We start from the raw sequence: 12,630 nt of genomic DNA, 5'->3' as shown, positions 1-12,630 counted from the left end.
CCTCATTCAAGCCTTATTCTGGGATCAACCAGAGCGTAAGAAACGTCTACGATCAGGTTTCCAACAACCATTATGAAGGAGAAGAACAATGCTCCACCTATAATCGACCAGTAATCCAGAAGACTTGCTGCATCGGCAAGGAATCTTCCCATTCCGACGCGGGAGAAGATCGTCTCTACAAAGACTGTTCCTCCCAATAACCCCATAACCGATCCTCCAGCAACCGTAATGACTGGAATCATAGCGTTTCTCTTGGCATGCTTTTTGATAACCGTTCTTTCGGGCACGCCTTTTGCTCTTGCCGTCCGTATATAGTCCTTCCTCAGCACTTCAAGCATGCTCGAACGCGTAATCCTTAGTAGATAAGCCCACCAAAGGTACGCAAGGGTGAGGACAGGAAGTATAATGTGTCTCAATGCATCGATGAATATGTCAAGTCTCCCATTCAGTAGTGCATCAAATGTTGGCATACTTGTTATTGTTCTCCATTCATCTGATCTCATGACCAGATCAAACTCCGTGCTTACCATACCCGGGGGAAACCAACCAAGAATTGAGTAGAAGACAAGAAGGAGCAAAAGCCCAAAAACAAAATCAGGAAGAGACCAACCCACAAGGGCAAAGACCCTTATGAATTGATCTGTAAATTTGTTCTGGTTAACGGCAGAAATCACTCCCAACCATATTGCAACAAGAATTACAGGAACAATTGCATAGATTGTCAACTCCAGTGTATACGGGAATCGCTCAAGCATAGACGGGAGTACTCCCTTTTTCCCAACCATGGAGTATCCAAAATCACCTTGCAGGATATTTCCAAGCCATTTCAAGTATTGAACAGGCATTGGTTCATCAAGACCGTATTTCTTGATCAGTCTCTCTGCCGCATCTGGAGTCTTCAAAGCTTCAGGACTCTTTACGTAAGAGGCAAGAAGCCTATCGGGGCCAAGGGCCCAGATCATAGAGAAAATAATCAGAGTAACACCTATCATTATCAATGGCAGTAGAAGAAGTCTCCTGATTATATAAGCAGTCACCCGAAAATCACCACTCTTTCTTCAAAACAAAGGCAATAGTTTATTATAATCTATATCTCTAGTCAAAAAAAGAGCCGGGCAAGAAAAACCCGGCTCTCTACGGGATATTTCAATTACTGATTCTTGGAAAGCTGGTAATAGTAGAATCCAGACCTTACAAGATGAGGATACCAGCCCTCAACCCAAGGTGCTCTAACGTTGAGACCTGTTGGCATATACAGAGGAATACCGATTGCAGCATCAATTACCTTTTCCTGAATGCTTCTATAAAGCTTTATACGCTCTTCGTTATCAACAGATACTGCAGCGGCGCTTATTTCGGCATCAACATTTGCGGCTGCCCATTCCTGGAAAGGAACTCCCTGTCTGGAAGCGTATGCACCGTAACTTGCATAGTAAGTAGCTATGAAGTTATGGGGATCGGGATAGTCTGCAAGCCATCCTATGGTAAATATAGGTAAGAATCCATTCCTTTGTGCAGCTAGATATGTAGGCCACTGTACACCAAGGGTCTCAACCTTGAACTTCGGATTGATCGAGTTCACAAAGTAAGCAAGCATCTCCGCAATTGTTTGTCTTTCATCATTTCCGGTGTTGTAGAGAAGTTGAATCTTAAAGCCCTTTTCCCAGACTTCTCCACCCCAGGCCTTCTTGAACTCTTCAGCAGCCTTTGCGAGATTGAATTCCGGCAGAGGAAGCGTTTCGTCATATCCTAGGAAGCCTTTGGGAAGATCTGTTGGAACAAGTACGCCATTACCATTTAGAACTTCATCTACGAATGTAGTGCCGTCGTAGCAGTAAGCGAATCCTCTTCTAACATGGATATCAGAGAAGAAATCTCTTGGCACTCCGTTCCCGTCTAGTTTTCCACTTCCAAGATATTCACTGCCCTCTGCAACGAGCCAGTTAAAGTGAAGGGAAGTAATACTTGCTGTCGGATAACCCTTCGTGACAACTGCTTTCCCCTCTGCAGCAAGAGCCTCGGCCTGATCCAAATATGAGGATCCAAAGTATGCAATATCGGCATCTCCTGCTTCAAATATAGCTTTTCTGGTCGAGAATTCGTCAATTCCCCAGATCATGACGTTCTTGATCGTTGCAGGGCCTGCCCAGTAGTCGTCAAACCTCTCTAGAATTACTTTCTGTTCAGCAGAATCCCATTCTACAAGCTTGAATGGTCCTGAACCAGCTTCCGCATTATGGTACGGGCTTTCCTGAGGCTCGAGATCATGCCACTTCCACCAGCCGTCTGCTTTGCCGTCCCATGCTCCATTTTCGATTCCCCACTTGGAGTCAGTTATAGCTGCCCAAGACCCAAAATGAGCTATCGTGTTCATGAAAGGTCCCCAAGGAGCATCAAGAGTGAATACAACACTGTTTCCCTCTATCTTGACCTTCGGGCTTACAACTTCCTCATAGAAGGAAATCAGTTTCTGCCTTGCTTCTTCAGAAACGACGTTCTTGTCGGCATCAACTGCTTCTGAATATGGCATACCTGAGTAAGCTTCGAACCAGCTTTCAACGCTTGCGTGAGCGCCACCGGTTAGAGCTTCGATGATCATCCACTGAGGTCCACCAGACGGGTCACCAAGAATGTACCTATGGAACGAATACTTGACGTCCTCAGGAGTAAGAACGTTTCCAGTGTGGAACTTGACCCCTTCCCTTATCGGGAATGTGTATACGGTTCCCTCTGGATTGATCAGGCCGTTCTCCACAGAAGGTACTTCCGTAGAAATCATCGGCAGGTAGTCAGTAACAGACTCACCGTCGTACTGAATCAAGTTGTCATACAGATTCAATATTACCTCACCACTGGCCGTATCATAAGAGTGAAGCGGATCGAGAGTTTCCGGTTCACCAATAGTGAGATTCACAAACGTTTCTGGGTCACTAGCAAACGCAACTAACGAAAAGAAAAGTACAGTAAGTGTTACCAGTAAAATCTTTCTCACTAATGTTGCCCCCTTTCAAAATAGAGATGAGTGTGATACTACAATTATAATCTATGGAGCCTCCAATTTCAAAATACCGTTAACCTGTACGTATTATTTCGGAAGCCAAAGCATTTTCACTTGTTCTTGACAACGCTCTTAAGACGATGGTAGAATCAATCTTGTTCGGGTGCGTAGCTCAGTGGAAGAGCGCTTCCTTGACGAGGAAGAGGCCGTAGGTTCAATCCCTACCGCACCCACCAAAGGGGAGAGTGTAGCTCTCCCTATATTTTTTCTAGAGTCTTAAGTATCAATTTGCTTATATCGTTGCCAGCTTTTTTTGCCATTTCCAGAACTTCTTCGGCAGTTAGCGGCTTCAGATCCTCGGCTACTGCCCTGTCGGAAATCGCCGATAGTCCCAATACTCTAATACCTGCATGCCGGGCAACGATGACCTCCGGAACTGTCGACATACCCACGGCATCCGCACCGAACCGTCGCAGCATTCTCAGCTCTGCTGGAGTCTCGAAGTTTGGCCCGGCCACTCCAACATATACACCTTCATACACTCCGATTCCAAGTTCTTTCGCAGAAAGAAGAGCCTTGCTCAAGAGGTCTCTGTCGACTGGCTCGCTCATATCGGGGAAACGCGGGCCCCATTCGTCAACATTCTGACCTATTAGAGGGTTGTCGCCCATGAAATTGATAATATCCCTTATAAGCATGACTCTACCTACTTCAAAGTCCGGATTCAGGCCACCGGAAGCGTTTGTAATCAGGAGAACCTCCACACCCAGTTCCTGCATTATTCTTATGGGAAAGGTGACGGTTCTCATTGAGTAACCTTCATAAAAGTGGAAGCGACCATTCATAAGCATTACACTATGATGGAGGGCATTTCCGAAAATCAGTTCGCCCTTATGACCCGGAGCGGTAGACAACGGGAAGCCGGGGATCTCATCGTAAGGAATTGAAACGGCATTTTCAAGGCTCTTCGACACGTCTCCAAGACCGCTGCCAAGAATTACCGCAACTTTAGGCTGCAAATCGACTTCCTTTTCTATGAAGCGAGCGGCTCTTTTGACATTTTCTACATAGTCCCTAAGCTCTTCCTGAAGCAAGGAAATACTCATGCTCGTCCTCCTTATAAGACATATACTTCATTATATCAAAACGTCAAACAGCTTGCTGGAACTATGCTATAATCTCACTGAATTAGTCCTGATTAGCTTATTTTCGAGAGGAGAGATCTAATGAGGTTTTCACAGCTTTACGCCCCAACATTGAAAGAAGCTCCCGCCGACGCCGACTTGATAAGTATCAAACTACTCGTTCGTGGTGGATTTGTGAGAAAAGTAGCGGCAGGCATCTATTCCTTTCTTCCGCTCGGTTTTCGTGTTCTGAAGAAGATTGAGGATATCGTCCGTCAGGAGATGAACGCTATTGGTTCTCAAGAAATTCTTATGCCGATCATTCAGCCGGCTGAGTTATGGCACGAGACTGGCAGATGGGACGACTATGGACCGGAAATGATGAGAATGCAGGATAGGCATGAGCGGTTCTTCACGCTAGGGCCTACCCATGAAGAGATCATTACCCATCTTCTAAGAAACGAGCTTAATTCATACAAGCAGCTTCCCGTTTCGCTTTATCAGATAGCTATGAAATACAGAGACGAGATTCGCCCCAGATTCGGACTCATGAGATCGAGAGAATTTCTTATGAAGGACGCATACAGTTTTCATGGTTCTTGGTCCTCATTAGATGAGACCTACAAGCAGTTCTACGGTGCATACAGTAAGATTCTCCAAAGGATTGGACTGGAATTTCTCGTTGTGGAAGCTGATTCCGGGGCCATTGGCGGTAATGAGTCTCACGAATTCAACGTTCTAGCCGATTACGGTGAATCCACTCTGCTCTATTGCGACTGTGGCTACGCGGCCTCCGATGAAAAAGCAGAGTATCTGTTGCAAGAAGAATCTCAAGAAGGGGCTGTTGCTGACTTAAAGATAGTTCCTACGCCGAATTCCAGGACGGTAGATGAGGTTTCGGCTTTCCTTGAAGTGACCTCGAGGGATATTGTGAAGTCCCTAATATATAAAGGTAGAAAGGGCTACTATATGGCTCTGATTCGCGGAAACGAAGAGTTGAACGAATCAAAACTGAAGGCCGCTCTAGAGGACCAGACTCTCGTTATGGCAACCCCTCAGGAGGTTCTGGATTTACTGGGAGTTCCGATCGGTTTTGTCGGTCCAATTGGCCTTCCAAAAGAAGTCACAATCATTGCAGATCATACAATAAAAGGTTTGAAAAACGCGGTTTGTGGTGCACTGAAAGAGGGGTATCATTATTCCGGTGTTCTTCCCGGACGCGACTTCAAAATTGATTCCTGGCACGATCTCAAAATGGTTACTGAAGGAGATCCCTGTCCTAAATGCGGGGCACCTATGAAATCGGCAAAGGGCATCGAAGTAGGACATATTTTCAAACTCGGGACGAAATATTCGGAAAAGATGAACGGATACGTGACCGACGAAAAAGGTAATAGTATTCATTATATTATGGGCTGTTACGGCTGGGGTGTGTCTAGAACTATTAGCGCCATAGTTGAGCAGCTTCATGATGAAAATGGTATCATCTGGCCGCTAGCTGTAGCTCCGTTCGACATCATCGTAACTGCGGTCAACATAAAGGATCCTATCGTCTCAGAGAAATCCATACAACTATACGATATTTTGAGTGAGGCGGGCTTCGAGGTTCTCCTCGACGATAGAGAGATATCTCCCGGAATGAAGTTCAAAGACGCAGACCTTATAGGGATTCCCGTAAGAATAACGCTCGGCAAGAAGCTTGCCCAAGGTATAGTCGAAGTGAAACCAAGAACGGAGAAGAAACCACTTGAAGTTAGTATTGTAGATGGATTCGATACCCTTTTGGAAGAGATCAAGAAAGAGCTCTCTAATTACAGACCTGTTAGCAAGATGGAGGCCGAATAATGGGAGTTTTTTCTAGACTTAACGATGGTTTGAAGAGGACCAGAGAAGGCTTCTTCAAGAGGGTAAGAAAACTTCTCTCTTTTGAATCGCTTGATTCTGACTCACTTGAAGAAATCGAGGAGCTCCTGATATTGTCCGATATGGGTTCCGAAACGGCTGAGGAAGTCATCGAAGCTTTGAAAGATAGAAAAGATAAAGGGAAGGAACCCATTGAGGTACTGAAAGAAGTCCTTGTCGAGATACTTGACATACCCTTTGAGGTGCCACAAGCGAGACCTTACGTAGTTTCGGTGGTCGGCGTTAACGGCACCGGAAAGACAACCACAATAGGCAAGCTTTCCAAACTCTACTCGAGCAATGGAAACAAAGTGGTTCTCGCTGCCTGTGACACTTTTAGGGCAGCCGCAGTAGAACAACTAAGAATATGGAGTGAAAGAGCGAACGTTGACTTCATAAGCCAGGGTCAGGGCGCCGATTCCGCAGCAGTGGCCTTTGACGCTGTAAGGCACGCAGTAAGTAAGGGAAAGGATGTAGTGATTGTCGACACGGCAGGCAGATTGCACACCCGAAGCAACCTGATGGAAGAACTGAAGAAAGTACATAGAGTAATCGGCAAAGCATCGCCCGGAGCTCCTAATGAAGTATTGCTTGTAATTGATGCAACTACGGGACAGAATGGCCTGGTACAGGCCAAAAAATTCAAAGAAGCTGTCGATGTCACCGGGATCGTACTGACGAAGCTTGATGGTACCGCTAAAGGTGGTATTATTTTCGCTATTGTAAAGGAACTTGGGATACCGGTGAGATATATAGGCGTAGGAGAAAAGGAAGATGATTTGAAACCCTTTGACAGCAGGGAATTCGTGAACGCTCTTTTGTCTACCGGGGAAGAGGGTTCAGAGGAGGCTTAGAAATGGGTTTTACGCTTAAAAGCAGTTACGCTTTGAGAGCACTTTATAAGATGGCAAAGTCGACCCGCGAAGGAAAGGATAAGCTCTCGCTCGTCGAGATCGTCCAGGGAAATGAGATTCCGAGAGATTTTCTGGAGAAGATCTTCGGTGAACTGAGACAGGCGGGGATAATAAAAGCCGTAAGAGGCAGGTATGGTGGATACTGTCTCGCGAGACCTGCAAACGAGATACTACTGAGAGACGTTATACTGAAGCTCGATAAACCTATGAATTCATATCCGTGTCTTCAGCAGAACGGAAAGTGTCTTGAAGACCCGAATTGTACTGTTAAGTATGTATGGTTCAAACTATACAACGCAATGATGAGAGAACTCGGTTCTATGACTCTCGAGAATCTGCTTGAATACGGCGATAAAATTGCTCAGAACCCCTTGGAATCAAATGAGATGAAGGAGAATCTAAAGTAGAAGACTTTGAAAGGAGGGGCGCCTGACCGACATGCAAAGAGTCGTTGGCGTCAAATAAAATGAAAGCCGTTTATCCAGGTTCCTTTGATCCGATAACATACGGTCACATAGATTTGGTCGAAAGATGCAGCAAAATCTTTGACGAGGTTCTGGTGCTCGTCATGGAAAACGTAAACAAGAAACATTTTTTTAGTCATGAAGAGAGAATTGAAATGGTAAGGTGTGGCGTGTCTCATCTGGAGAACGTTACTATCATAACTTACAGCGGGCTTCTAGTTGATTTCGCCAAAGCCAATGATGTTAAGATCATAATTCGTGGTCTCAGAGCCGTATCAGACTTTGAGCTCGAGCTTCAAATGGCTCACGCCAATAAGGCTATGCTTCAAGAGCTGGAAACGCTTTTTCTAATGACAGACACTTCCAACTCTTTCATTTCTTCTTCTATGGTCCGTGAAATAGCGGCATTTGGGGGAGACATTTCCAAATGGGTTCCGCCTTGCGTACAGGAAGAATTCAGAAGAAAGCTCGGGAAATGACTTAACATCACGGAAAATATTAACTGTACAACTGGGTTATAATTTTTCTTGGAATTTTAATGGAGGAGGACATGAAAAATGGCAAATATCACCAGCGACATGGTAAAGAAACTCCGTGATGCCACTCAAGCGGGCATGATGGATTGTAAAAAGGCGTTGGTCGAAACCGATGGAGATTTCGATCAGGCAAAGGACTATCTCAGGAAGAAGGGGATACTGAAGGCAGACAAGGTTTCGGGAAGAGAGACGGCCGAAGGACTTGTTTATTCTTATATTCATCACAACGACAAACTCGGGGTACTTCTCGAGCTCAACTGTGTCACCGACTTTGTGGCGAGAATGGAAGAATTCAAAGAGCTTGCTCACAAGATCGCTCTGCAGCTGGCTGCTATGGGAGCTAGATTTATCTCCCGCGAACACGTGCCTCAGGAGATCATAGATAAAGAGAAGGAAATATACACTGAACAGATGAAAGATAGTGGAAAGCCAGCAAACATAATAGAGAGAATCGTTGAAAGCAAGCTCGAGAGTTTCTACAAGGACAACTGCCTTATCGAGCAGGAATACGTTTTTGAAAGCGGCAAGACGATAAACGATCTCCTTGTCGAACTGATTGCGAAGACCGGCGAGAACATTAAAATCAGCAGATTCGTCCGCTGGCAAGTTGGAGAGTCTGAGAACTGAGTCTGAAAGGTGAGCCTGGTGCTCACCTTTTTTTCGGAGGTGCTTATGTATAAGAGAGTGCTCTTGAAACTCAGCGGTGAGGTTTTGAGCGGAGAAGGCGCGAGAGGATTTGATTCAGAGAGAACTTCCTTTCTCATCGAAGAACTCCGCCCGGTTATTGAAAAGGAAATTCAACTTGCAATAGTGATCGGTGCGGGAAATCTTATAAGGGGTCGTGAACTGTCGAATATGAGAGGATCAAGAGCCGATGAGCTTGGGATACTTGGCACCATTATGAACGCCCTTTATTTGAAGGAAGCACTCTGCGTGAACGGTTTCGAGACGATAGCAGTCTCCTCGATTGCCGGTATTTCTTCTCTAGTTGAGCACAGATACGATACCATTGAAGATGCTCTAAATGAGGGAAAGATAGTCGTTTTTGGCGGCGGGACATATCTGCCTTTTTTTACGACGGACACAGCTGCCGCAGTGAGGGCAGTCGAAATCGGCGCAGATGTTTTGATAAAGGGCACGAAGGTTGATGGAGTATATGACAAAGATCCTAAGACGAATGAAGATGCCACCAAGATTGACAGAACAACCTTCTCTGAGGCTATCGAGAAGGGATTAGGCATCATGGATATAGAAGCCTTCTCGATTTGTCAGAGGTATGGATTATCCGTTAGAGTTATAGACTTCTTCAACAAGGGTAACCTGTTCGATGCTATAATAGGCGGGAAAACAGGCACGGTAGTTTTACCTGATTAATTGGAGGTGGAGAAATGTACGCTCAAATCGTTGATTTAGTAGCCAGGGAGGTACTTGATTCAAGGGGGACCCCAACAGTTGAGGCCGAGGTATGGCTTGACGACGGTGGTCATGGTAGAGCAATAGTCCCTTCAGGAGCTTCAACCGGGAAGTTCGAGGCTCTTGAACTAAGAGATGGAGATAAGAAGAGATTTCTCGGAAAGGGCACGCTAAAGGCGGTTGAAAATATAAACGAAGTGATCGCTCCTGAGATCATAGGCATGAATGCCTTTGACCAGATAACTCTTGATGCGGCCCTTCTTGAGCTTGATGGAACTGAAAACAAGGACAAGCTTGGTGCCAATGCAATTCTTGCCGTCTCAATGGCAGTTGCACGTGCCGCGGCCGATAGTATCGATACACCGCTGTACAAATATCTAGGCGGAGTCAACGCAAAGGCTCTTCCTGTACCGTTTATGAACATCGTAAATGGTGGAAAACACGCAGACAACAACCTGGATATCCAGGAGTTCATGATAGTGCCCGCCGGCTTCAAGCATTTTAGGGACGCCCTTAGAGCTGGAGTAGAAGTCTTCCATAATCTGAAGAAGCTCTTGAAGGATAGCGGTCACGTCACTGCAGTAGGTGACGAAGGCGGATTTGCTCCGAGTTTTGAAAACAACGAGGCCTCGCTGAAATACATCATAAACGCTATAGACGCGGCCGGTTACAAGGCAGGAGAAGAGATCATGATTGCCCTTGATTGTGCAGCGAACGAATTCTACAACGAAGACAAGGGCCTCTATAACATCGACGGGAATGAGCTCACTCCAGATCAGCTGATCGAATACTACTCGAATCTCACGAAGAGATACCCAATAATCTCAATTGAAGACCCATTTGCCGAAGAGGACTGGGAAAGCTTTGCAAAGTTCACGAGAGAGATTGGAGACACTATTCAGATTGTTGGAGACGATCTTTTCGTTACCAATATAAAGAGACTCAAAAAAGGCATCGAGAAGAAATCGGCCAATTCCATTCTAATCAAGCTCAACCAGATCGGTTCTGTCACTGAGACTCTCAACACGATCGAGTATGCGCAAAAGCACGGAATGACCTGTGTAATCTCACACAGATCTGGAGAGACTGAAGATACTTTTATTTCTCACCTTGCCGTAGCCGCTAACACAGGCATGATAAAGACAGGTTCTGCATCAAGGACAGACAGAATCGCGAAGTATAACGAGCTTCTGAGAATCGAAGAAGAACTCGGAGAACAGGCAGAGTTCAGAGGAAGGGAATCCTTCTATAATCTCTAATTGATACTCATTGTAGCGCGGGGCCTGTAAGGTTCCGCGTTTTCATTGGAGGAAGAAAGATGCTGCTAGATATTATTGGTCCGGCAATTGTGGGGCCGTCGAGCTCCCATACCGCCGGCATGGCAAGGTTAGGCAGGGCCTTTCGGTCACTCTTTGCCAAAACGCCTAACGAAGTGCGATTTGTGCTCAACTCACCGCTCTTCGCAACTTTCAGGGGCCACGGTTCAGATAGAGCTCTCGTCGGCGGAATAATGGGGATCAAGGAATCAGATCCCATGCTGAGAGACTCCTTCCAAATAGCAAAAGGCAAGGGCATCTATTTCACTTTCGAAGAAGAAGACATGGGTGACTTTCATCCAAACACAGTTAAGATCAACGGGAGCTCCGGTGAGTCCTTCTTGACAGTGACAGGAGCATCGGTTGGTGGCGGTTCGGTAAGGATTACTGCGATAGATGATTTCGAAACCGACGTTACTGGAAAGTATCCCTCGCTAGTGATACTGAACGCAGATATTCCCGGGGCTCTTTCAAAGATTGTAGGGGCGATTTCTTCGAGCGATATGAACATCAGCAATCTCTTTCTTTCAAGAGTAGACCCGTTCAGGCACGAGGCTCTATGCGTAGTCGAACTGGATAATGAACCGGACGAGCATCTGCTTAGTGCAATAAAAAGGCTTGAAGTCGTGAAGAAAGTATCCTATCTCGAAAGGCTGGATTCACTGGTATGATAATGAAGTTTGAAGACCTTGTGAAAGCCGCAAGGGACTCGAAGACTCCGCTTCATAAAGTCGTGTCTGACTGGTACATGATGAGTACTGGAAATGATCCGAAAGTTGCCGAAGATACCGCAAAGGAACTGATCGGAGAGATGATGAGTTCTTACCACAGCAGGCTCGAAAAACCCGAGAAATCTCTTACTGGCTGGGTCGGAGATAACGATGAAAAGGCGAGAAATCACGCTCCTGAGTTCCTCAGTCCGCTGGTCTATTCAGGAGTTGGAGTTGCCCTCTCGATGTCTGAGCACAACGCAAGCATGGGGAAAATAGTTGCGTGTCCCACTGCGGGTGCATGTGGTGTCGTTCCGGGAGCCCTCCTTTCTCTTCACTTCAATAGAAATATTGACCTTGAAACCCTTGGAAACGCATTGTTGGTTTCTGGAGCTGTGGGCGAGAGGATCAGGAAAAGGGCGTCGATTTCCGGTGCCGTGTCAGGCTGCCAGGCAGAGATAGGTACCGCTACGGCGATGGCTTCAGTTGCCATAGTCTACGCTACGCATCCCGAAGAATACAGTGCGCTTGAGAATGCCCCGGCGCTCGCGTTGAAGTCCCTAATGGGACTTGTGTGTGACCCCGTTGGAGGTTTCGTTGAAATCCCCTGCGTCAAAAGAAATGCGTTTGGTGTATCCATTGCATTCACAGCGGCAGAACTTGCGCTTGCCGGAATTAAGTCGGCCATCCCCTTTGAAGAAGTTGCCGACTCTCTCGGAAGAGTTGGGAGAAGATTACCCGAAGAACTCAAGGAAACGGCAAGAGGAGGGATCGCGATCACTCCGACTGCAAAGAAGATGGTGGCAGACTTCCTGAGTGGAGTTGACAGGAAGGTCTGATCGGTTTAAAATTGCCTTGCCCTATTCTCGGTTTGAGGCATAGCCCATTCTTGGATAGAGGATTATATTGGGAGGCAGATACATGGAAGTTAACAAGCAAGAATTAGTAAAGGAATATCAGATTCACGACAACGATTCGGGTTCGACCGAAGTTCAGATCGCAATTCTCACCGCGAGAATCAGGCATCTCACTGAGCATCTCAAGAAACACCCCAAGGATTTCCATACTAGAAGGGGTCTTCTAAAGTTGGTCGGAAGAAGAAGAAAGATGTTGAGATACATCAAGACCAAGAAGCCTGAAGTCTACCTCGAACTGATAAACAAACTCGGGCTGAGAGGTTGATAGAAGTAGAAATCGTCTGGAGCGGTTTACCGCTCCTTTTTTGCGTGGGTTTTACTCAGCTGATATAATTG

The 12,630-nt window shown here is 46.1% G+C and carries 13 protein-coding genes and 1 tRNA gene; 11 read left to right on the top strand and 3 right to left on the bottom strand.

Annotated features, from left to right (window positions below):
• Positions 1-2: 2 nt before the first annotated feature.
• Together THEBA_RS01185 and THEBA_RS01180 are read right to left on the bottom strand one after the other, a co-directional pair.
• Positions 3-1,037 (bottom strand): ABC transporter permease, encoded by a 1,035-nt coding sequence (locus THEBA_RS01185; protein WP_006491453.1) that lies wholly within the window; start codon positions 1,035-1,037, stop codon positions 3-5.
• A 113-nt stretch (positions 1,038-1,150) separates the two neighbouring features.
• On the bottom strand, positions 1,151-2,992 hold the full coding sequence (locus THEBA_RS01180; RefSeq protein WP_014730109.1) for an ABC transporter substrate-binding protein: 1,842 nt from the start codon (positions 2,990-2,992) through the stop codon (positions 1,151-1,153).
• A 167-nt stretch (positions 2,993-3,159) separates the two neighbouring features.
• On the opposite strand from THEBA_RS01180, the gene THEBA_RS01175 reads away from it, so the two are divergent.
• Positions 3,160-3,234, top strand: a tRNA-Val gene (locus tag THEBA_RS01175).
• 21 nt (positions 3,235-3,255) lie between these two features.
• Here THEBA_RS01175 and THEBA_RS01170 read toward each other — a convergent pair.
• On the bottom strand, positions 3,256-4,104 hold the full coding sequence (locus THEBA_RS01170; protein ID WP_014730108.1) for a purine-nucleoside phosphorylase: 849 nt from the start codon (positions 4,102-4,104) through the stop codon (positions 3,256-3,258).
• Positions 4,105-4,224: 120 nt separating this feature from the next.
• Here THEBA_RS01170 and THEBA_RS01165 point away from each other — a divergent pair, with 120 nt between their 5' ends.
• From THEBA_RS01165 to rpsO, 10 genes are all read left to right on the top strand, one after another.
• Positions 4,225-5,967: a proline--tRNA ligase gene (locus THEBA_RS01165; RefSeq protein WP_014730107.1), complete on the top strand. Its 1,743-nt coding sequence runs from the start codon at positions 4,225-4,227 to the stop codon at positions 5,965-5,967.
• Positions 5,967-6,878: a signal recognition particle-docking protein FtsY gene (ftsY, locus tag THEBA_RS01160; protein WP_014730106.1), complete on the top strand. Its 912-nt coding sequence runs from the start codon at positions 5,967-5,969 to the stop codon at positions 6,876-6,878. The genes THEBA_RS01165 and ftsY overlap by 1 nt, the downstream gene beginning before the upstream one ends.
• Positions 6,879-6,880: 2 nt before the next feature.
• Complete coding sequence (locus THEBA_RS01155) at positions 6,881-7,345, top strand: RrF2 family transcriptional regulator (protein WP_014730105.1); 465 nt, start codon at positions 6,881-6,883, stop codon at positions 7,343-7,345.
• A 59-nt stretch (positions 7,346-7,404) separates the two neighbouring features.
• Complete coding sequence (gene coaD, locus THEBA_RS01150) at positions 7,405-7,881, top strand: pantetheine-phosphate adenylyltransferase (RefSeq protein ID WP_014730104.1); 477 nt, start codon at positions 7,405-7,407, stop codon at positions 7,879-7,881.
• A 78-nt stretch (positions 7,882-7,959) separates the two neighbouring features.
• On the top strand, positions 7,960-8,565 hold the full coding sequence (gene tsf / locus THEBA_RS01145) for a translation elongation factor Ts (RefSeq protein WP_014730103.1): 606 nt from the start codon (positions 7,960-7,962) through the stop codon (positions 8,563-8,565).
• 45 nt (positions 8,566-8,610) lie between these two features.
• Positions 8,611-9,312, top strand: coding sequence for a uridine monophosphate kinase (locus THEBA_RS01140; protein ID WP_014730102.1), 702 nt, complete (start codon positions 8,611-8,613; stop codon positions 9,310-9,312).
• 14 nt (positions 9,313-9,326) lie between these two features.
• Positions 9,327-10,610, top strand: coding sequence for a phosphopyruvate hydratase (gene eno, locus THEBA_RS01135; RefSeq protein WP_014730101.1), 1,284 nt, complete (start codon positions 9,327-9,329; stop codon positions 10,608-10,610).
• Between the two features lie 59 nt (positions 10,611-10,669).
• On the top strand, positions 10,670-11,338 hold the full coding sequence (sdaAB, locus tag THEBA_RS01130; protein WP_014730100.1) for an L-serine ammonia-lyase, iron-sulfur-dependent subunit beta: 669 nt from the start codon (positions 10,670-10,672) through the stop codon (positions 11,336-11,338).
• Positions 11,335-12,216 carry an L-serine ammonia-lyase, iron-sulfur-dependent, subunit beta gene (locus THEBA_RS01125; RefSeq protein WP_014730099.1) on the top strand — a complete coding sequence of 294 codons (882 nt, stop codon included), beginning with the start codon at positions 11,335-11,337 and terminating at the stop codon, positions 12,214-12,216. The genes sdaAB and THEBA_RS01125 overlap by 4 nt, the downstream gene beginning before the upstream one ends.
• Before the next feature lie 82 nt (positions 12,217-12,298).
• On the top strand, positions 12,299-12,559 hold the full coding sequence (rpsO, locus tag THEBA_RS01120; RefSeq protein ID WP_006491437.1) for a 30S ribosomal protein S15: 261 nt from the start codon (positions 12,299-12,301) through the stop codon (positions 12,557-12,559).
• The last annotated feature ends 71 nt before the right edge of the window (positions 12,560-12,630 follow it).

The sequence above is a fragment of the Mesotoga prima MesG1.Ag.4.2 genome (assembly GCF_000147715.2).
Lineage (GTDB): Bacteria > Thermotogota > Thermotogae > Petrotogales > Kosmotogaceae > Mesotoga > Mesotoga prima.
This window is presented reverse-complemented; position numbering and strand designations above follow the sequence as displayed.